At 72.1% G+C, this 21119-nt stretch carries 13 protein-coding genes, 2 tRNA genes, 1 pseudogene and 1 riboswitch; of the genes and pseudogenes, 7 read left to right on the top strand and 9 right to left on the bottom strand.

The annotated features are described in order from the left end of the window. Positions 1-56 precede the first annotated feature (56 nt). Positions 57-2168, bottom strand: a complete 2112-nt coding sequence (locus SH922_RS20930; protein WP_393059425.1) for an asparagine synthase-related protein — start codon at positions 2166-2168, stop codon at positions 57-59. Between the two features lie 1303 nt (positions 2169-3471). Here SH922_RS20930 and SH922_RS20925 point away from each other — a divergent pair. The 4 genes from SH922_RS20925 to SH922_RS20910 all read left to right on the top strand — a co-directional run bounded on the left by SH922_RS20925 (position 3472) and on the right by SH922_RS20910 (position 9253). Next, complete coding sequence (locus SH922_RS20925; protein WP_393059424.1) at positions 3472-5178, top strand: sporulation protein; 1707 nt, start codon at positions 3472-3474, stop codon at positions 5176-5178. 133 nt (positions 5179-5311) lie between these two features. After that, positions 5312-6568 carry an L-2-hydroxyglutarate oxidase gene (gene lhgO, locus SH922_RS20920; protein ID WP_393059423.1) on the top strand — a complete coding sequence of 419 codons (1257 nt, stop codon included), beginning with the start codon at positions 5312-5314 and terminating at the stop codon, positions 6566-6568. Beyond that, positions 6561-7496 (top strand): tRNA (guanosine(46)-N7)-methyltransferase TrmB, encoded by a 936-nt coding sequence (trmB, locus tag SH922_RS20915; protein ID WP_393059422.1) that lies wholly within the window; start codon positions 6561-6563, stop codon positions 7494-7496. The genes lhgO and trmB overlap by 8 nt, the downstream gene beginning before the upstream one ends. 107 nt (positions 7497-7603) lie before the next feature. Continuing rightward, positions 7604-9253 (top strand): PrsW family glutamic-type intramembrane protease, encoded by a 1650-nt coding sequence (locus SH922_RS20910; protein WP_393059421.1) that lies wholly within the window; start codon positions 7604-7606, stop codon positions 9251-9253. A 36-nt stretch (positions 9254-9289) separates the two neighbouring features. On the opposite strand, the gene SH922_RS20905 is transcribed toward SH922_RS20910, so the two are convergent. From SH922_RS20905 to SH922_RS20890, 4 genes are all read right to left on the bottom strand, one after another. Then, complete coding sequence (locus tag SH922_RS20905; protein ID WP_393059420.1) at positions 9290-10234, bottom strand: aldo/keto reductase; 945 nt, start codon at positions 10232-10234, stop codon at positions 9290-9292. Between the two features lie 162 nt (positions 10235-10396). Further along, positions 10397-11566 (bottom strand): M23 family metallopeptidase, encoded by a 1170-nt coding sequence (locus SH922_RS20900; protein WP_393059419.1) that lies wholly within the window; start codon positions 11564-11566, stop codon positions 10397-10399. A gap of 11 nt (positions 11567-11577) precedes the next feature. Then, a riboswitch (cyclic di-AMP (ydaO/yuaA leader) is annotated at positions 11578-11731 on the bottom strand. A 280-nt stretch (positions 11732-12011) separates the two neighbouring features. Beyond that, positions 12012-13175 (bottom strand): PP2C family protein-serine/threonine phosphatase, encoded by a 1164-nt coding sequence (locus SH922_RS20895; RefSeq protein ID WP_393059418.1) that lies wholly within the window; start codon positions 13173-13175, stop codon positions 12012-12014. A gap of 213 nt (positions 13176-13388) precedes the next feature. Continuing rightward, positions 13389-13462: transfer RNA gene (locus SH922_RS20890), tRNA-Met, on the bottom strand. 451 nt (positions 13463-13913) lie between these two features. Between SH922_RS20890 and SH922_RS20885 the strand changes: the two genes are divergently transcribed. Both SH922_RS20885 and SH922_RS20880 read left to right on the top strand, forming a co-directional pair. Further along, the gene (locus SH922_RS20885) at positions 13914-14300 is read left to right on the top strand and encodes a hypothetical protein (protein ID WP_393059417.1); all 387 of its coding nucleotides are present in this window, start codon (positions 13914-13916) and stop codon (positions 14298-14300) included. A 144-nt stretch (positions 14301-14444) separates the two neighbouring features. Further along, positions 14445-14855: an SHOCT domain-containing protein gene (locus tag SH922_RS20880; protein WP_393063642.1), complete on the top strand. Its 411-nt coding sequence runs from the start codon at positions 14445-14447 to the stop codon at positions 14853-14855. 68 nt (positions 14856-14923) lie between these two features. On the opposite strand, the gene SH922_RS20875 is transcribed toward SH922_RS20880, so the two are convergent. Beyond that, positions 14924-16375, bottom strand: a complete 1452-nt coding sequence (locus tag SH922_RS20875; protein ID WP_393059416.1) for an NAD(P)/FAD-dependent oxidoreductase — start codon at positions 16373-16375, stop codon at positions 14924-14926. 237 nt (positions 16376-16612) lie between these two features. Here SH922_RS20875 and SH922_RS20870 point away from each other — a divergent pair. Continuing rightward, positions 16613-16810 (top strand): annotated as a pseudogene (locus SH922_RS20870) (FHA domain-containing protein); the annotation flags it as partial. A gap of 266 nt (positions 16811-17076) precedes the next feature. Here the strand turns inward: SH922_RS20870 and SH922_RS20865 are convergent. The 3 genes from SH922_RS20865 to SH922_RS20855 all read right to left on the bottom strand — a co-directional run bounded on the left by SH922_RS20865 (position 17077) and on the right by SH922_RS20855 (position 21058). Next, positions 17077-17150 (bottom strand) — tRNA-Lys (locus tag SH922_RS20865). A 91-nt stretch (positions 17151-17241) separates the two neighbouring features. Beyond that, the gene (locus SH922_RS20860) at positions 17242-18846 is read right to left on the bottom strand and encodes an amino acid permease (RefSeq protein ID WP_393059415.1); all 1605 of its coding nucleotides are present in this window, start codon (positions 18844-18846) and stop codon (positions 17242-17244) included. 70 nt (positions 18847-18916) lie between these two features. Beyond that, a complete protein-coding gene (locus tag SH922_RS20855; protein WP_393059414.1) occupies positions 18917-21058 on the bottom strand; it encodes an FG-GAP repeat domain-containing protein in 2142 nt (713 codons plus the stop codon). Positions 21059-21119: the final 61 nt, after the last annotated feature.

The raw sequence follows: 21119 nt of genomic DNA, 5'->3' as shown, positions 1-21119 counted from the left end.
CGCTCGGGCAGCGGGGCAGCGGACGGTCTCACCGGGCCACGCGCTGCGGCCACGGGCTACCCCTGCAGCGACCGCCGGGCCGGGGCCACCCCGCCGGCGACCGCGCGCTGCCGGGGCGCCGCCGTCCCCGTCCAGCAGGTTCCGCGCCGCGACACGAGGCGGCGCAGCCACAGTTCCGTGGAGGCGAGGTCGGCCAGCCCGTCCAGGGGGAGGGGTTCGCCCTCGGAGGCCGCGCGCAGGGCTTTGCGTACGACGCGGGCCTCGACCAGACCTGCGTCGGCGAGCAACGGGGCGTCGAAGAGGGCGATCAGTTCGGGCAGCGAGGCGCGCAGGCCGGTCCGGGTGACGGCGGTCGAGGTGGCCTGGGACGAGGTGCCCCAGCCCGGCGGCAGCTCGTGGATGCCGGCGCCCGCCAGGACCCGGCGCAGGATCGCCGCGCGGGCGCCCGGCTGGACCCGGAGGGATTCGGGAAGCGCGCGGGCTGCGCGTACGACCTGGTTGTCCAGGAAGGGGGCGTGCAGCCGCTGGCTGCGGACCTCGGCGGCCTGTTCCAGGATGCGGTGGCTGGCGGCGTGCCGGGCGAGAGAGGCTCTGGCCCGGGCCTCACCGGGGCGCTGGACGGAGGTGGGACGGATCGCCGCCTCCTGAAGGCGAACCGATACTTCAGCCAGCGCCTCTCCGGTGAGCCACCGGGCCGCGGGGCCGGGCCGCGACCAGGCCAGTGCGGCGAGCGAGGCGTCGGCGGGGGTGTCGAGGTCGGGGGTGAGGCGGTTGGCGTCGGGCAGCCGGTCGGCCGCCGCTTCGAGACCGGTGCGGTAGGACGTACGGGCCAGTCGGCGGGCCGCCCGGTAGACCGTCAGCGGCACGAACAGGGAGTGTGCGGAGGGGCGTTCGGCCTTGGCGAGCGCGGCGACCGGTCGCAGCAGATGGCGGCGCCTGCGGTCGATCAGCAGATCGGCGAGGCGGGCCGGATGGGCGTCGAGCACCTGCCGGGCGCCGTCACCCACGAAATGGTCGGCGCTGCCCGCGGAGAGGCGGCGGCGGTTGCGCTCGACGAGGACGAGGGAGGGGGCGGGTTCGTCGGTGAGCGGGCCGTTCTCCAGGTCGGCGTACGGCAGGGCCTCTTCGCCCGCCGCGACCACGACATGGTGCAGCCTCGGGTTGGCGGCGATGACGCGGGCGCGTTCGAGCTCGTCCTCGTGGGCGCGGGTCGTCAAGTCGTTGAAGGTGACGGCGAGCAGCCGCTCCCCCGCTCCCGTGCCGTGGCCCAGGATCGTGCCGGGCAGACCGGGAAGCCCGGCGGCGAGCAGGGCGAGCGTCGCCGAAGCGCTGCCCCCGGAGAGGTCGGAGCCGATTCCGGGGACGGGCGCGCCCCGGGCGGCACGGCGTTCGGCCGGGCCCATGCCGGGAACGGGGCCGGGGTCGGGGGGCAGGGTCTCCGGGGCGTGGCGCGGGGCCAGGAGTCTGGCGCGCACCGCTTCGACGAGGGCGTCGCGCACCCCGTCGACGGCGCTCACCGGGTCGAGTTCGGGCGCGGCCACGGCGAGGGAGGCCACCGCCTCGTACCCCGTGATCTCCCGCGAGCCCTCGCGGAGGATCAGCGCGTGCCCGGGCGGGATGCGCTTCACCCCCTCGTACGGAGTGCCGTCGCGCAGCGCCTCCGGGGTTTCGGGGCAGGCGAGCAGGGCGGCGAGGTGGCCGATGTCGAGCTGGGCCTCGATGAGATCGGCGAGGGGGAGCGCGGCGGTGGCGTACGCGGTGCCGCCGGCCCAGGGCGTGTAGAAGACCGGGCGGGCTCCGGCGAGGTCTCCGGCCACGGTGATCCGTCGGCCTATCTGGACGACGGCCGTGTAGCTGCCGGTCCATGCGGTGAGGTGGCGCAGCGCGCCGCCGCGGGCGGCGAGCAGGCCGACGCGCAGTTGTTCGTCCGTCGCACCGCAGCAACCGAGGACGGCGAGCCGTGCGGTGGGCGCCCCCTCGGCGGTGTCCACCCGGACGGTACGGATCTCGTCGGGCCGCCAGTCACCCACCGCCCAGAGCGGATCCGGGTCTCCCCACAGGAGTTGGGAGCCCACGGGGTGCATCGTGCGCCCCTCGTCGCTGCCGCCGACCGCTCCGACCGTGCCGAAGCTCGCGGCGATACTGCTCCAACCCACCAACCAACGCATCGCCGCCTCCACAGGCTGTGGACAAAACGGCGCAGCAGGGCGGTAACGGGAGAACTCCGGTAACGCGCGGCGCCGTTGCGGACATGCTGCCACGACAACGGCGCGCAGGAGTGGCTACGGACGGCGCACGTCGTGAGCGCATGCGCCCCTGGCAAAGGCCGGAGAGGGGCCGCCGGACCTGGCGTTCTGCGAACGGCCCGCGCGCGTCGGCCCCGACGGCAACGGAGTTACGGATTCCGCGCGTTGCGTTCCCCGCACGCGTCGCGGAGTAACGGCCCGGATCCGGCCACGGCCGACACCTCGGCCAGGCGGCCGCCGAGATGTCCGCGGACCCATCGGCCCAACCTCGACCGACCGGCGACATCAGGCCAATTTCAGAAGGCACGGGAACCGGTCGGCCGGCACACAGCGGTTGTTTTTACGCCTGTTCGCCCCTGTTTGTTCCGAGCTGCGCTCGGGTCTGCGGCACGCCCTGCCCGAGCCCGGGAAGGGCTCCTCCGTCATCCTCGGACCGGCCCCCGCGGCCCGCCCCGCGCCGGCTCCACACACGGTCCGGGAGGCGTGGTCCGCCCCCCGGACCGGCCCGCCGCCTGCGGGGAATGAGGCGACGGTGTTCCCCCAGCCCACCGCGTCCAGTGCAGCGGGCCGACCCACGCAGCACCCATGCAAGCGCTCCCGCCGGGGCCGGGCCAGAGCGCACGGCCGGGCGCACGGCCACACACCAGGAGCACGCGCAGACACCCCGGACGAGGGCTCCGGCGAGAGCCGCAGGGGCCGTACGGACAGGGCCCCGGACGCGCCCCCGCACACGGGTTCGGGCTGGTCGGCGGGTGGGTCTCGGTCCGGACCCCACCCCTGCGCCGCTCCGGGCGCCACGCCCGCGGCCGCCGTCCACCCCCTCCCGGGCGTCACCCCGGCGATCTCCGCAAAGGGGCGCGGGCGAGCTCCACAGAGTCTCCTCAGTGCCCCCGCTTTTCCTCCGCCCTTCCTTCGCGCGGCATTCGCCTCCCGCTCGCCCACTCCGCCCCTTCCGCCCCTCGCACCACCCGACTCGCCACTGTTCACCGTGCGGTGGCCGGTACGGACAACAATCCCGCCATACGGACGTCCGGCCCTTAACGGTAGGGATGCGGCGAACTACGCTGGGTTTACTGATGTTCTCAGCAGGGCGGCATATTCCTCGGGGCTCGGCCAAATGCGTGTGCGGCCGGAGTGCCGGGGTTCGTCCCTGGGGAGAACCCGGTACGAATGCCGCGCGCCGCATCGGTGACGCGGCTGCCGTCTGTGTGTCGAGGGGTGGCGCATGTCCAGGGAGCAACGCGGGCCGAACGAGAAACTCGGAACCGTTCTCGCCCTCGCGGGAATCAGCAACGCCGGGCTCGCCCGGCGGGTCAACGACCTCGGGGCGCAGCGCGGACTGACACTTCGGTACGACAAGACCTCGGTGGCCAGATGGGTCTCCAAGGGCATGGTGCCCCAGGGCGCCGCGCCTCATCTCATCGCTGCGGCGATCGGCGCCAAGCTCGGCCGGCCGGTCCCGCTGCACGAGATCGGGCTGGCCGATGCCGACCCGGCGCCGGAGGTCGGGCTGGCGTTCCCACGCGATGTGGGTGAGGCGGTCCGTTCGGCGACCGAGCTGTACCGGCTGGATCTGGCCGGGCGGCGGGCGGGCAGCGGCGGCATCTGGCAGTCGCTGGCGGGTTCGTTCTCGGTGAGTGCGTACGCGACCCCGGCGTCCCGCTGGCTGATATCCCCCGCCGACCCGTCGGTGGCACGCGCCTCGACGGCGGCCGTGGCGGCGATCCTCGGCACGCACAGCACACACGGCGCACGGGGCGCATCGGGGGCGCAGGGGGCGCCGAATGCGCCGGACACTTCGCTTCCGTCCGGAGCCCGTGGGCAGCAGAGCGGGTCCGGGTCCGCACCGGCGCAGGACGCGTCGGGGCAGCCGGCGGCACCAGCCGGCGGACGCCACGCGTCCGCGGGGCCCGGCACCACGCTGCTGTCCGGCCACGGCGCGCCGACGGCTCCCGGGCAGGGCCTGTCCATCCCCGTCCAGCCCGGTCCGGATTCCGCGCGCGACGTCTCGCCGCTGCGCGTCGGCCACAGCGATGTGTCCAAGCTGCGGGAGGCCGCCCAGGACGCACGCCGCTGGGACTCCAAGTACGGCGGCGGGGACTGGCGTTCGTCCATGGTCCCGGAGTGCTTACGCGTCGACGCGGCACCCCTGCTGCTGGGTTCGTACAGCGACGAGGTCGGCCGGGCGCTCTTCGGCGCGGCGGCCGAACTGACCAGGCTCGCCGGGTGGATGGCCTTCGACACCGGTCAGCAGGAAGCGGCCCAGCGCTACTACATCCAGGCGCTGCGCCTGGCGCGTGCCGCGGCCGATGTACCGCTCGGCGGCTATGTCCTCGCCTCCATGTCGCTTCAGGCGACCTATCGCGGCTTCGCCGACGAGGGCGTCGACCTCGCGCAGGCGGCGGTCGAACGCAACCGCGGCCTCGCCACGGCACGCACCATGAGCTTCTTCCGCCTCGTGGAGGCCCGGGCCCACGCGAAGGCGAACGACGCACCGGCCGCCGGAGCCGCGCTGAAGGCCGCCGAGGGGTGGCTGGAGCGCTCCCGGGACGGTGACGCGGACCCGTCGTGGCTGGGCTTCTACTCGTACGACAGGTTCGCGGCCGACGCCGCGGAGTGCCACCTCGACCTGAAGGCGCCGCGGCAGGTACGGCGCTTCACCGAGCAGGCACTGTCCAGGCCCACCGAGGAGTTCGTCCGCTCGCACGGTCTGCGGCTCGTCGTCTCGGCCGTCGCCGAGCTGGAGTCGGGAAACCTGGACGCGGCCTGCGCGGCGGGCACCCGGGCCGTGGAGGTGGCGGGCCGTATCTCGTCGGCCCGGACCACCGAGTACGTGCGCGACCTGCTGCACCGGCTGGAGCCCTACGGGGACGAGCCGCGCGTCGTCGAGCTGCGGGAGCGCGCCCGCCCGCTGCTGGTCGCCCCCGCGTAGCCGCCCCTGCGCCGGCCCGGCTGCCGGGGCGGCGCCCCGCGTCTGCCCGGCACCAGATGCGCCACGCTGTGCCCGTACTGGTTTGAGTGCGTTGTCAGTGGGTCAGTGCACTATCGGGGTGGGAGGTGGCGTGATGATGACGCACGCGGCGTACGACTGCGATGTGCTGGTGATCGGCGGCGGGATCGTCGGCCTGTCGGCCGCGTATGCGATCACGCGGACCGCACCGGGCACACGGGTGACGGTGCTGGAGAAGGAGTGGGGCCCGGCGCGCCACCAGACCGGGCGCAACAGCGGGGTGATCCACAGCGGCATCTACTACCCCCCGGGCTCACTGAAGGCGCGGTATGCGGTGCGGGGCGCCGCGGAGATGACCGACTTCTGCCGGGAGCACGGCATCGCGCACGCGGTGACCGGCAAGCTGATCGTCGCAACGGGCCGCTCCGAGCTGCCCCGGCTGCACGCCCTGGTGCAGCGAGGCCGGGCGCACGGGCTGCCCGTGCGCGAGCTGGGGCCCGCGCAGATCGCCGAGTACGAACCGCGGGTGCGGGGCCTCGCCGCGATCCGGGTGGGCACGACGGGGGTGTGCGACTTCGGCGCGGTCGCCGAGCGGCTCGCCACCGAGGTGCGGAGCGGCGGCGGCCTGATCAGGTTCGGCGCGGAGGTCACCTCGATCGACCGGCGGCCGTGGGGCGTCGCGGTGCGGACGGCGGACGGCCTGGTGGTGCGGGCCCGGGTGCTGGTCAACTGCGCGGGACTGCACTGCGACCGGGTGGCGCGGCTGGCGGGCGACGACCCGGGGATGCGCATCGTGCCCTTCCGGGGGGAGTACTACGAGCTGGCCAGGCCCGAGCTGGTGCGCGGCCTGGTCTATCCGGTGCCCGATCCGGCGTTCCCCTTCCTCGGCGTCCATCTGACCCGCGGCCACGACGGCAGCGTCCACGTCGGGCCGAACGCGGTACCGGCGCTGGCCCGCGAGGGATACGGCTGGCCGGTGGTAAGCCCCCGCGAGCTGCTCTCCACGCTGAGCTGGCCGGGTTCCTGGCGGATCGCCCGCAGACACTGGCGGTACGGGGCGGGCGAGGTGCACCGCTCGCTGTCGAAGCACGCGTTCACGGCGGCCGTGCGGCGGCTCCTGCCCGAGGTGACCGAGGCCGACCTGCGCCCCGCGCCTGCCGGGGTCAGGGCCCAGGCGGTGCTGCGGGACGGCACTCTGGTGGACGACTTCCTGATCCGCGAGGCCCCGCACACCGTCCACGTGCTGAACGCCCCGTCGCCTGCCGCCACGGCCGCGCTGCCCATCGGGCGGGAGGTGGCACGCAGGGCGCTGCTCCGGGCACAGGGGACGGGGTGGAAGCCGCCCACCGTAGAATCAGGGCATTGTGTCTGAGCCCTTGAACCCCTCCCCCGCGACGCCCGGCGACGCCGCCGCCGAGACGGACAGCACGCTCCCCTCCGGTGCGCTCCCCACCGATCCGCCCGCCACCGGGACGGACGGCACGGCCGCCACCGGTCCGGGCGGCGCCGCGCCCGCGACCGCCGGCATCCCGGACGATCTGCGCGCCGCGGCCCTGGACCGCGCGCGCAGGCTGCGCCAGGAGCCCCGCTTCCCCGGCGGCCCCGCGGCCGATCCGGCCGGTTCGCACCACGAGCGCCGGATCCGCAGTTTCCAGCCGCGCCGCAGCCGGGTCACACCCGGCCAGCAGGACGCCCTGGAGCGGCTCTGGCCGAAGTGGGGCCTGGACATCGACGGGCTGCGCGTCCTGGATCTGCCGGAGCTGTTCGACGGGCTCCCGGTGGTCCTGGAGATCGGCTTCGGCATGGGCGAGGCCACCGCGCAGATGGCCGCCGACGACCCGGGGACCGGCATTCTCGCCGTCGACGTGCACACCCCCGGCCAGGGCAACCTGCTCGGTCTCGCGGACCGGAACGGCATGTCCAACATCCGGGTCGCCAACGGTGACGCGATCATCCTGCTGCGCGAGATGCTGGAGCCGGACGCGCTGGACGGGCTGCGGGTGTACTTCCCCGACCCGTGGCCCAAGTCGCGCCACCACAAGCGCCGGCTGATCCAGCCGGAGTTCCTCGACCTGGCGGCGCAGCGGCTGAAGCCCGGAGCGGTCCTGCACTGCGCGACCGACTGGGAGCCGTACGCCGAGCAGATGCTGGAGGTGCTGACCGCGCACCCCCGCTTCGAGAACACGGCGGCGGACGGCGGCTACGCACCACGGCCCGCCTTCCGGCCGCTGACCCGGTTCGAGGGACAGGGCCTGGACAAGGGCCACGTGGTGCACGACCTGCTGTTCGCCCGCCGCTGACCGGCCGAGGGGCTTCTGCCGCTGATCAGCCGGCGGGCGCCTGCCACCGCACCGGGAGCCGACCAGGCGCCATGGCCGTTGTCAGTCCCGCTCGTTAGGGTCGTGGGGTGTCCGACGGGTCTGTTCAGCGACAGTCACAGCCGGCCGTCCCGGTGCTCGAGGAGCATCGCGTCGGCGAGATCCTGGCTGCCGCGCCGGACCGGGGTCAGTGGCGCTACCGCCCGCGCCGCGTCGGCATGCTGTGGCGGAGCAGGACGCTCCGTGTCGTCGCCGTCTTCTCCGTGCTGGCGCTCTGCGGGCTGGTGATCCTCGCCCTGGTCCGTGACCAGACGGGGACGCAGGGGTTCCTCGTCGGTCTGGGCCTGGCCGTATTGCCCGTTCCGGTGTTGATGACGGCGTTCCGCTGGCTGGACCGGGTCGAACCGGGCCCGTGGCGCAACATGCTGTTCGCCTTCGCCTGGGGTGCCTGCGCTGCGGCCCTGGTCGCGATCATCGCGAATTCCTTCGCGACGCGGTGGATCGCCACCGCCACGGCCGACCCGGGCAGCGCGGACACGCTGGGCGCCACGGTCATAGCGCCCGTCGTGGAGGAGAGCGCCAAAGCGGCGGCCGTCCTGCTGCTCTTCCTCTTCCGGCGACGGGACTTCGGCGGGATCGTCGACGGCGTGGTCGTCGCCGGCTTCACCGCGACAGGTTTCGCCTTCACCGAGAACATCCTCTATCTGGGCAACGCCTTCGGTGAGGACCAGATGATGGGCTCGGGGTTCGCCTCCGTGACCGCGGCGACCTTCTTCATGCGTGCGGTGATGTCCCCGTTCGCCCATCCGCTCTTCACCGTTCTGACCGGTGTCGGTTTCGGGATCGCCGCAAGCAGTGCGCGCCATCAGCGCGTCCGGCGCATCGCGCTCCCGCTGCTGGGCCTGCTCCTCGCGATGGGCATGCACGCCCTGTGGAACGGGTCGTCCGCATTCGGCCCGTACGGCTTCTACGCCGTGTACGGGGCGTTCATGGTCCCGGTCTTCGGGCTGGTGACCTGGCTGGCGATCTGGGCCCGACTGCGCGAGCTGCGCACCCTCGGCGTCGAGCTGCCGGCGTACGCCGCGGCCGGCTGGCTGTCCCCGGCCGAACCCCTCGCCCTCTCCTCGATGCGGGCCCGCGGCATGGCCAGGGGTGTCGCCCGCCAACGCACGGCGGCGGCAACGGCGGCCGGCGGCCCGTACGGCAGGCCCCACAGCCACGCGTTCCACCCGGCATACGCTCCCGCGCACGCCCATCACCCCGCGCACGCCCGCATACCCGCCGCGGCGCGGATGGAGCGGAAAGAGGTGAAGGCCCAGGGCAGGGCGGCGGCCCGCACGGTCGCCGAGTACGAGTCGTTCGCGACCTCGCTGGCCTTTCTGCGCCGACAGGCCCGCCGTGGCACGGCGGGCCCGGACTTCGCCGAACGCGAGCGGGAGTTGCTGCACCACCTGTGGCAGCGCAGGGAGACCGCAGGCCCCGCCCTCGTGTACGCGGCACAGGCCACGGGCCGTCTGCGCTCCCGGTTCGTGCCTCCGGTGCGCCGGCCGTACCAAGGACAGGCCCAGGGGCAGGTCCCGGGCCCGGGCTACGGGGTGTACCCGCCCCACGGCGGTCACGCCCCGTATCCGCACCCCGCATACCCGTACGCCGGGCAGCCCTACAGCGCACCGACGTACACGAACCCTCCGCGCACCGACCCTCCGTACGACCAGCCGCGGTACGGACAACAGGGTTAGGGGCGGCCGGGCCGGCGGATCAGGGTCGGACAGGCCTCAGGCGGAAGCCTCGGTGAGGTCCGCCAGCTCCTGGTCCGTCAGCTGCAGTCCGGCGACGGCCACCAGCGCGGGAAGCTGCTCGACGGTACGGGCCGAGGCGATCGGTGCGGCGACGGTCGGCCGGGCGGCCAGCCACGCCAGCGCCACGGTCGCGATCTCGGCGTCCCGCTCCTGGGCCACCTTGTCGAGCGCGGCGAGCACCTTCCGGCCGCGCTCCGACTCCAGGTGCGTGGCCGCGCTCCCGGCGCGGGCGCTCTCCACGGCCGTGCCCGGACGGTACTTGCCGGTGAGGAACCCGGAGGCGAGGGCGAAGTACGGGACGGCCGCGAGCCCGGCACCGGCGGCGGTGTCCTGGAGCTCGCCCTCGTACGTGTCCCGGGAGACGAGGTTGTAGTGGGGCTGCAGGGCCACGTAGCGGGCGAGCCCCTCGCGCTCCGAGAAGTCCAGCGAGGCACGCAGCCGCTGGGGGCTGATGTTGGACGCGGCGATCTCGCGGACCTTGCCGTCCTTCACCAGCTGGTCGAGGGCGGTGATGATCTCCTCGACCGGGACCGTCTCGTCGTCGAAGTGCGTGTAGTAGAGGTCGATGTGGTCGGTGCCCAGCCGGCGCAGCGACTCCTCGGCAGCGGCCTTGATGGTGGTGGCGGAGAGCCCCTTGTAGGCGGGGTGGGCGCCGACCTTGGTGGCCACGACGACGTCCGAACGGTTGCCGCGTGCGGCGAGCCACTTGCCGATGAGGGTTTCCGACTCGCCGCCCTCGTTGCCGGGGACCCAGGCCGAGTAGGCGTCGGCGGTGTCGACGAAGTTGCCGCCGGCCGCCGCGTACGCGTCGAGAACGGCGAAGGACTGCGCCTCGTCGGCGGTCCAGCCGAAGACGTTGCCCCCGAGGGCGAGCGGGAAGACCTGGAGACTGGAGGAGCCGAGCTTGCGAAGAGAAGTCATGGGTGGAACAACCACTTCCGCGGGCTCCGCTATTCCGTGGCCTGTGCATCTTGATCCGGTGCAGCGAGCGGACGGAGACAGACCGGCAGCCCTGACGTCGGGGGGTGAGCGTCAGGGCTGCCGGGGTTTCACGGGCCGGGGAGCCGGCGTGGAGGAACGGTCTCAGACCGTCAGGCCCCGGGCCTGCAGCCAGGGCATCGGGTCTATGCCGGTGCCGTCCGGGGTGTGGACCTCCAGGTGGAGGTGCGGGCCGGTCACGTTGCCGGTGGCGCCGACGCGTCCGATGGTGTCGCCGGTCGTGACCTTCTGGCCGATGCTGACATCCATCGAGGACTGGTGGCAGAACCACAGCTCCGTGCCGTCCTCCAGCTCCAGGACCGTGCGGTAGCCGTAGGAGCCGGAGTAGCCGGCCGACTTGATCGTGCCGCTGTGGATCGCCTTGATCGGCGTACCGGTGGGCGCCGCGAAGTCGAGGCCCGTGTGGTAGCCGGAGGACCACATCGATCCGGCCTCGCCGAAGGTCGAGGTGATCGTGTACGAGGAGGTGGGGATGGCGTAACTGGCGGCGAGCTTGGCGAGCCGCAGGGCTTCCGCCTTCTTCGCCGCCTCCTCCGCCGCCTTCTTCTTCTCTGCGGCGATCTTGGCCTCGGCGGCGTCCTGCTGCTTCTTCGCCTCCGCGGCGGCCTTCTCGGCTGCGGCCTTCTCGGCTGCGGCCTTGACCTCGGCGTCGGCGGCGTCCTGCTGCTGCTCTGCCTGCTGGAGGATGCGGGCGCGCAGGGCCTCACCCGCGTCGGTGGTGCCCTGCTCGGCCTCGGCGGTGGTGATGCCGGCGGTCGTCAGCGGGGCGGAAGCGGTCTCGGCCACGGCCTTCTCCGCCGCGGACTCGGATTCACCCGAGAACAGTGCGCCGACGCCCGGGAGGGACTTGGCGTCGGGGAGATTGTCCGAGATGGAATCGGGAAGAGAGATGGAGACCGGCGGCTTGCTCTGGGCGGTGGCCATGCCACCCGCACCGACGGCCGCGATGACGCCGACGCCGAGGACGGTGGAGCTACGGGCCAGACCGTTGCGCTGCTTGGCGACGCGGTGCTTGCCGCGCACGGGACGGACGGAGTCCTCGGTGGGATTCCATTCCTCCCAGGCCCTGTCGGGCCCGGAGTCGTCGGCGCGGAAGTCGATTCCGAAGCCGCTGCCCCGATCGGTCCCGTGATCGGTCGCGTAGGCGGCCCCGTGCTCCGCACCGACAACGGTGCCGGGCCGGGTCGCGAAGTCATCGCCGTACTCGGACACGAACCGGGAGGGAGCTTCGGGGGCAGGCTTGTTGGACGCCACGGGGGCGCACTCCTTTCCTTCCTTCTCGCCTACCGGGTTAGCTGACGGGTTCGGAGCAGGAAGGTCTCCTACGGGTTCCTCCGTCTCGTCACAAGACAGAGATGCCCGATTCACCCCATGTAGGTGGTTCCCCGGTTCCCTTGCGGAATTCGGCGCTCGCGCACGGTGCCGCCACTGACGGCGGCTGGGACAACCGCGCTGCGTTATCGAACGTTAATAGACACCGGGGTCCGATTCCAAGCCGTTCCCACTGATCGTTCAGGTCTTTGGCCTGGACTTTACGGGACACAACCGGGTGGAAACGGACGAGTTGATCACCCTTCAGCCACTACCCGCTTTCTGACGTTGCGTCAAATGTTATGCGGAGGGATGCCCTTCGGTTACGGACGGTGGCATCGCAGCCAAACCGCTCCCACCGCACCCGGCCCTGGGCTCAGGCTCGGGCTCATCCGCCACCGTCCCCCAGGCCGACGATCTTCACGGTCCTGCGCCGGTCGGGCTGGCCCTCGGCCGGCCGGCCGACCGCGAGCAGCGCCATGTCGTCCGTCGACTCACCGCCCGTGTGCAGCCGCACGTCATCGGTCAGCGCGGACAGCAGCTCCTCGGGCCCCGGGAAGATCCGCCCCCTCAGCCGCTCGGCGGGGGCGTAGAAGACCCCTTCGGCGTCACGGGCCTCGGAGAGGCCGTCCGTATAGAGAAGGAGCGTCGCCCCGGCGGGCAGTTCCCACTCGTCGGCCCGGTCCGGCCACACCCCCAGGTCCATCCCCAGCGGCAGCGCCGGCACCGAAGGCCCGAGCACCTCCAGCGCCCCGTCCGTGTGCAGCAGCAGCGGCTCGGGGTGGCCGCGGTTGACGATCCGCACCACGGACGCACCCGGCGGGATCTCCGCCAGCACGGCGGTGACGAACCCCTCGACCGCATCAAGGCCGCCGCGGGTGCTCGCCTCGCGCGCCAGCGCACGCTCCAGCCGCTGCGCCACGCCCTCGAGCGACTCCTCCTGCTCGGCCGCCTCCCGGAACGCCCCGATGATCACCGCCACCGCCTCCACGGCGTCCAGTCCCTTGCCGCGCACGTCCCCGACCACCAGCCGCACCCCCTGCGGGGTGTCCGTGACCGAGAACAGGTCGCCGCCGACGAACTCGTCCGCCTGCGCCGCCTCGTACCGCGCGGCGACATGCAGCCCGCCGATCCGGTCGGACGGCGTCGGCAGCACCGCCCGCATGGCGGTCTCCGCGATGACCCGGGCGGAAGCCAGCTGCTCGTTGCTGCGCCGCACGACCCCGTTGATCACGACAGCGAGGACGGAGACGGTGAGGACGGTGAGCAGTTCGATGGAGGGCACGACCTGGATCAGGGTGCCGCTGTAGATCCGCACCCCGGCGACCGCCAGCAGCGCGGCGACGCCGGTGCGGACGGTACTGGCCAGCGAGAAGAACGGTGCGGCGATCAGCGGCGCCGCCGCGAACAACGGGATGGCCGTGAAGGCGGGCGGGGTGAGGACGTCGAACAGCACGCCCCCGACGATCATCAGCGCAGGCAGAGCCCGGACGAAACGGCGGGTCCGCACCCCACCTGCGCGCCTCTTCCGCCGCTTCTCCCGCTTCCCCACCTGCTGGTCTCCTGCCCGGTGCGCCCACGGCCGCGGACGGTACCGCGCACCACCCCCAGGCTTCCCGGAGCAGGGTCGCGGGGCGACTCCTCGTCGGCCAATGGGGGTACGTACGCGGCATACGGCCCGCGCCGGCCGGCGACCCGGCGGGCCGACGGCGTACAAACGAATCAGGCCCGGCACGCTGTATGCATGCCGGGCCTGATTCTTCAGTAGCGGGGACAGGATTTGAACCTGCGACCTCTGGGTTATGAGCCCAGCGAGCTACCGAGCTGCTCCACCCCGCGTCGGTAAACACAACTCTACGGCATGTTCGAGACGCTCATGACCACTCGGCGTCCACACCCCTCAGTCGGCACCCGGTCCGGGCCGCCGATCCCGCAGCGACCGGACGGTGCCCGCGCACCTGCCCGTCACGGCCCTCCGCCGACAGCGACGGCCAGCCCTCCCCAACCACATTGCAGGGACAGCCGATCGGCACCGCCAAACCTGAACAAACCACCCTCACTGCCCCCTTGGCGGCGGCAACCGCTCCACTTCCGCGGGCGATCTTCACCATGCCGTCAAAGTGTCGGAAACGAGAAGGTGTTGCACGGAACACGTGTTCTGCCGCAAGGTAACTGCTGCATCCCCCGGACCGGTGGGCTGCCCGTGCGAGCAGGCCCCGAGCGCGCATGTCGCCGCGCCCGTCAAGCCGCTCCCGGACTCCCATCGCAGCCTGTCTGGAGGGCCCCGACGATGACCGCACCGCTCACCCCCGCTCCCGCCCCTGCCCCGACCGCCACGGCCGCCCCGTCCTCACCCGTGCGCGGCGCCGTCATCAGCGGCCTCATCGGCGGCCTGATGGGGGCGGTGATGAGCGCGCTGGTGAACTACGCCGCCGTCGGCCTCCCGGACAGCGAATCGGTCAACGCGGTCAACCACGCGATATCGGGCCTGATCAGTGGGTTCATCGCCGGCTTCATAGGCATCCTGGTGCACAGCCGGAAGACCTCGGCGGCCGCACGCGCAGCGGAGGCCCAGGCCGGATCCTCGATCCCGCAGCAGGCCGAACCCGTAGAGCGCTCCACCGACACCGCCTCGGCAGAGGCCCCCGCCTCCGCCGCCTCCGTGCCGGAGAAGTAGGCGTCGCCCCGCGTCACGCCGCACCCGCCCGCTCCCCCAACCCTCTCCTGGCGGAACACAGGAAACCTCAACGGGCGCCTGCATAAATGCGGTGATATGACTGATTTCAGACTCAGCCATTCGACGCGGCGCCTGGAGTGGACGATGGACGACTACCCCCTGCTCAACCTGTTCTGGACCATGCTCTGGTTCTTCCTCTGGATCATGTGGCTCTTCCTGCTGTTCCGCGTCATCATGGACATCTTCCGAAGCGACGACCTCGGCGGATGGGCCAAGGCGGGCTGGCTGATCCTGGCACTGGTGCTGCCGTACCTGGGCGTTCTGATCTACGTGATCGCACGCGGCAAATCCATGGGGACGCGTGACGTGAAGGACGCGAAGGAACGGGACGCGGCCTTCAAGGCGTACGTGAGAGAGGCCGCGGGCACGTCCGACGCGAACGGTGCGCCGAAGAGCAGCCACGTCGAGGATCTGTCGAAACTCGCGGACCTCAAGGACAAGGGCGCCATCACGGAAGAGGAGTACCAGCGGGCGAAGACGAAGCTCCTCGTCTGACCACCGGGCACACGGCGCCGGTGCCGGCCTCTTCACGGCCGGCACCGGCGCCGTGCCGTCGTGTCAGGTCACTGCGGCCGGTCTCGGAGCGTCGGCCCCGTGCGCCGCACGGCCGACTCCCACTCCTCGCGGGCGGGACCGTCGAACCCGGGCGTGAAGTCCGGGTGCTCCGCCAGCCAGCACGCCACGCGGGCGCGTACCTCCTCGGTGCCGTAGGCCTGATCGGCTGGCTGGACGAGATGGCGGATCCGGGCCCGCGCCCGCATCACTACCGGGTCGTCCCAGGAGCATGCGGACAGGGCGGCCTTCTCGCGTGCCGCAGCCGTGGGCTGCCGGGGCAACCACCGCTCGGGGTTCCTGAGTTCGGCCTCGTTGGCCCGGTCCATGGCGACCTGGATGTCGAACCAGGGGCGCAGTGTCCGCCCGGCCCAGCGGTGGTAGCCGGCCGCGAACGCCGCCGGGTCGTCGGCGGCGGCCGGGGCATGGCCGGCCACCCACTGCGCCGCCCACAGGGCCAGCGCCACGCCCTGCCCCATCGTGGGATTGGTGTGCGTGACCGCGTCGCCGACCCCGACCAGCCCGGTGACGACGGGCCCGGCCGCGTCGGAAAGCCCGGTCCAGCGGTTGTCGAGGCCGCCCATCGCGAGCACCCCGGAGATCGCCTCCGGGCACAGGTCCAGCCATGCGGCCACGGCGGGAAAGGTCCGGGCCACCCGTTCGAAGACCTCGGGGTCCGGGAGCGCGCCGCGGGTGGGGTCGGCGGTGGACACGGTCAGGAACACCGCGAAGGTGCCGTTGTCCGACGGGAACACCCCGCCGACCGCGAAGGCCGCCACCGATCCCGCCTTGACCCGCCCCGGATTCCCCGGCCCGTCCGGGGGCAGCCGGTACCAGCGGCAGAAGTACGCGATCCCGATGCGGTGGTTCTCCACGACCGCGTCCCGGCAGCCCGCGGCGGACAGCCAGCCGGGCACCGGGGACCGGCGCCCGCCGGCGTCCAGCACCAGGTCGGCGTCGTGGCGCCCGGACCGCGACCGCACCCCCGTCACCCGGGGGACGTCACCAGGAGCGCCGCCGTGCCGGTCCACGACGAGCCCCTCGGCGGGCTCCCCGAGCCGGACGTCGACGGTCGGTTCGCGGTGGACGGCATCGTGCAGCGCCGCCTCCAGCACGATGCGCCGCGTCTGGACCGTGACCAGGTCCTCGTCCCCCGGGCGCGCGGGCGGGCGCTCGGCGAACCAGTCCAGCTCGTTGCGTTCGCCCGCCCCCATCCGGAGCATCGCCTCGTACACGTCGGGGGTCTCCGCGCGCAGCACGGTACGGACCGGTGCCAGAAGCCCGTGGGGCTGGACGGCCTGGGGCACCCCCGGGCGCCCCCAGTCGAAGAAGTCCGCGTCGAGATCACGCCCCGGCCGGTATTCGTCCCGCTCCAGCACCGTGACCGCATGCCCCCGACGGCCCAGGAACAGCGCGACGGCCAGGCCGCCGATCCCGCCACCGACCACCGCGACCCTCGTCAATACAGCTCCCTCGAATCCGTGTTGGCGATACACGGTAGCCCAGGGTGCAGTGGCTCTCCCTCGGGCGGACGCAGGGTTCTGATCGCCGTCCCCCAACAGGCCTCGTACCGACGGTGAACGGTGCAGGCGGGGCTCCCCCGACGTAACGCACCTACGCTGCCCGCCTCGCTCACACCTCAGGAAGTTCACGCCACTGGGGCGGAGTTGACCCTATGAGGTCATAGGCGGAAGCCGTAGGGCGCCGGCGAACACGTCAAGGTCGCGCCGGGCCGCGTGGACGCGCCCGTGCCGTTCGAGCTGTCGCGCGTGACCCTGTCCGCCGCGGGTGACCTGCTCACCTTCGACGTATGGGCACCGCGGCACGCCTTCCGGACCGCCGAGCGCAGCGGGCTGGAGGGCGCAGGCACCGTCGCGGCGTTCGCCCTGGACCCCACCGGCGCGAAGGCCTGCTTCGACTTCTGTCGGACGGCCTCCGGGACGCTCCGCCGCATCCTGGCCGACACCGGTCGGCCACCGATCGCACGGCGCGGGCGACCAGGCTGCCGCAGAAGCTGCCGCCGCTCCGGTAAGCCCCCTCCGTAGCCCCTGCGGTCGGACCATCGCTCACGCACGAAGCCGGGAACGACGAAGCGCCCCGACCGGCCGAAACCGATCGAGGCGCTGAGTAGCAGGTCAGATGGGTTTCCCCGCCCTGCTTCGCGTAGGCCGTGTGGGACTCGAACCCACAACCAACGGATTAAAAGTCCGCTGCTCTGACCAATTGAGCTAACGGCCCTCGGCGAATCACCCCCGAGCATAGCCCGCCGTGGCCCGGCCGCCGATCGGGTATCGGTTGCCGGGCCCCGTCGTCGTGGCAGCAGCCCCGTTCAGCGGGGTGTTTTGCGGGCGATCGTGCGTTTGTGATCCGGATTGAGGAACCAGTGCCGGGCCGAGACGAACCACCAGGCGGCGGCGAAACCCAGGACCACCAGAACGGCGACCGGGGCGTAGTTGAAGGTCTCCCAGGTGACGGGCGAGACCTGGGGCAGCATGAAGAGCACGGTGATGACCACCACCCACACCACCGCGACGATGCCGATCGGACGGGACCAGCGGCCGAGGTGCCAGGGGCCGGGCCGGAAGTCGTCGCCGCGCAGGAGGCGGAGCAGGGTCGGGATGACGTACGCGATGTAGAGACCGATGACCGCGATGGAGGTGACGGCCGCGTACGCCGTGACGTTGATCAGGTACGGGAGGCCCAGGACCAGCGCGCCGATGGCGGCCAGCCAGACCGCCGCCACGGGGGTGCGTGTGCGGGGGCTGACCGTGTGCCAGACGTGGGAGAACGGCAGGGCGCCGTCCCGGGAGAACGCGTAGATCATCCGGCTGTTGGCGGTCACGGAGGCCATGCCGCAGAAGAGCTGGGCGCCGATCACCACCAGGAGCAGGAGTTTGCCCGTGGTGGCGCCCAGGGCGTCGAGGAGGATCTGGGCGGGCGGGGCACCGGTCGGGGAGGCCAGGGCTCCGTCGTACGACTGGATGGCGAAGGTGAAGCCGAGCAGCAGCACGAAACCGGCGATCCACGAGGTCCAGATCGACTGGACGATGCCGCGCGGGCCGGCGGTCGCGGCGTCGTGCGTCTCCTCGGTCATGTGGGCGGAGGCGTCGTAGCCGGTGAAGGTGTACTGGGCCATCAACAGCCCGATCATCACCACATAGAAGCCGCTGCCCCATCCGGTGTTGTTCACGAACTCGGTGAAGACGAACGACGCCGACTGGTGCGAGTCGGGTACGAAGGTCAGCGCGCCGACGATCACGGCGACACCGAGCACGTGCCACCAGACGCTGACGCTGTTGAGGATCGCGACGATGCGCACGCCGAAGGTGTTCAGCAGGCCGTGCAGCAGCAGGATCGCGGCGAAGAGGAGGATCGTGCGGCCGGGCGTGACCTCGAAGTCGAACTGGAGGTTCAGGTAGGCGCCCAGGAACGACGCCGCCCCGAAGTCGATCCCGGCGGTCACGGCGACCTGGCCAAGGACGTTGAACCAGCCCGTGAACCAGGCCCAGGCCGCCGCCGAGCGCGGCGGCGCCAGTCGATGCGCCCAGAAGTAGAGACCGGCGGAGGTCGGGTACGCCGAACAGATCTCCGCCATCGCCAGCCCGACGAACAACGTCATGAGCCCGACGCCGACCCAGCCCCACGTGATGACGGCGGGACCGCCGGTGTTCATGCCGAACAGATACAACGTCAGACAGCCGGAGAGCACCGAGATGATCGTGAACGAGACGGCGTAGTTGGAGAAGGCGGACATACGCCGGGCGAGCGTCTGCGTGTACCCGAGTTCGGCCAGTCTCGCCTCGTCGGATCCGGCGAGCGGACCAGTGGACAGGCCCTCGGTCACGGGGGCCTCGGCCACGGGGGCGTCTGCCGGGTCGGTTACGTCGGTCGGAGCGGGTTCCTCGGACGGGGCGCCGCGGGAGTTGATTGTCATGCCCCCAGCGATTCCCTCGCCGGGGGCATGGCATGCGCCGCGCTTGCCGGCCGCGTAGGCCGTCAGCCCCTCAGAAGATCCCCTTGTACGGCCCCCACCCGGTGGCGATCTGCGTACGGGACCCGAACGAGCCCTTGCCGTCGCCGTTGTTGCGGTAGAGCTTGCCCGCCGTGTCGCGGACGACGATGTCGTTCTTGCCGTCGCCGGTCAGGTCGCCGACGCCCACCATCGCGTTGTACGAGCTCCCCCAGCCCGAGAACACCTGCACACGCGGCGCGAATCTGCCGTTGCCCAGGCCGTTGTAGCGCCACAGACCGCCCTTGCGGTCGTGGCAGAGCAGGTCGGCACGGCCATCGCCGGTGATGTCGCCCACGCCGGTGATCTGGGCGTACGTCTTCCAGTTGGTGTAGATCCTGACCTTCGGCGCGAACTTCCCGCCGGCCGCCCCCGGGAAGAGGTACATGTCGCCGGTGGTCGTCTGCCGGGCCAGGAGGTCGGCCCGGCCGTCCCCGTTCAGATCGCCGGGCGAGGTCAGCACGTCGAACTGCTGCCAGCCCTTGCCGATCGTGGTGTGGCTGCTCTTCGGTGTGTAACCCGAGTTGCCGCAGCGGCCGGTGTACTGGCGCAGCTCGCCGCCCGGGATCCGTACGAGCAGTTCGGCGCACCGGTCGCTGCCGGTGTCCGCGAACGGGACGGCGAGGGTGCCGGCCGGCCAGCCAGTACCGGTCTGCTTGCCCGAGAAGCTGCCCGATGTCTGCCCGAACTGAACGGTCAGCCCACCGGACGGGTTGAGGGTGACCAGGTCACCGGTGCTGAGAAAGCCCTGGTCGTGGAAGCCCGCCGTGCCGCCGCTCACCGTGATGGACCCGCTGGTGGTGTACGTCCCCGAGCCGTCCTCTGCGGACGCCCGCAGGGTCCAGGTGTGCCGGCTGCTACCGGCGAACTTCCCCGCGTCCGTCCGGCCGTCCCACTCGACGCCCGTCTCGGTACCGGAGCCGCCCTTGAGGGTGCGTACGGTACGGCCGGTCAAGTCCTTGACGGTGTACGTCCAGGTGACGGGCTTGTTGAACTGCCAGGTGCTGAGCCACGCCTCCGGGCCGTTCAGGCCCTTGATGTCCATGTAGGCCTCACCGACATCGGAAGCCATCTTGGTGAGGGGCTGTGCGGGCACACCGCTGGGCACGATGTGGATGGACTGGGCGGCATCCACGTAGGCGATGTCCCCGCCGAACTTGTCCACCGCCCAGGTCAGCCGTCGCTGGTCGGCGGTCTTCCCGGCGGGCAGGTCGGCCACCGCACGGGGAGCGGCGGCCTTGCCCGTGTGGAAGTCGGTCAGCAGCAGCTTCCCGGCGGTCCGGTCGTGCCGGACGAGGTACCCGTCACCGACGAGGGCGGGCCCGGACGGCACGGTGAACGACTTCTTCGCCGTACGGTCGTACACCCCGGCCGCGCCGGTCGTCCCGCAGTTCCAGTAGATCCAGCGTCCGACCGTGCGCACCTCCTTGATGACGCAGGGGGCACCGGTGGCGGCCGTCTCCACGACCTTCCGCTGCCCCAGATCGGTGGCGGAGAGCGCGCCGGTGGTGGAGGTCGCCGCCCAGAGCGTGGTGCCCCAGACAGAGGCAGCGGTGGGCTTACGGACGACGGGGTCGGCGGTGGACCGGTAGCTCGGGTGCACACCTGCCTGCTGTTCGGCGGTCGAGCCGCCGTTGACGACCCATGAGCGCCCGGTCAGGTCCACGATCTTCGCGGTACCCGCCGGATAGTGGGTGCCCCCGAAGTGCGAGGTTCCCGACGTCCTGTACTGCACGCTCTCCAGGCCGGCGTCGTCACCTTCGCCGTCGACGAACACGACGCCGTAGCTCCCGTTGCCCGCGCCGACCAGTTCCACGCAGGCACCCATGTCGCAGGGCACGCTCCTGACGTGAGCGCCGTTGGCGTAGGGGCCCGTGTACCCGCGGCTCTCCCGCTCCCCCACGGTCACGCTGTCGGCCGACACCTGACGCTCGTACACCACCCGGTCACCGCTGGGGCTCCGCTCCACGGTGTTCAGCCGCCCACCGGCGAAGTCGAGGCCGTAGGTACCGGCGGTCGCCACGATGGCTGGAGCCGCGGTGGGGGCGGCCTCGGCCGGTACGACGGTCGTCGCGAGGACGGTCGCTCCCACCACGGACCCCACCAGTGCGACACGGCCACGAACAAATGCTGTCAAAGCAGTCCCCTCCCGGGCGATGGATCGAACACGAGGAGGACGCGGCAGCTCATGCCGCGGG

It is taken from the genome of Streptomyces sp. LN549 (assembly GCF_043203805.1).
GTDB lineage: Bacteria > Actinomycetota > Actinomycetes > Streptomycetales > Streptomycetaceae > Streptomyces.
The sequence above is the reverse complement of the archived record's forward strand: the minus strand, read 5'-3'. Positions and strand labels throughout refer to the sequence as shown.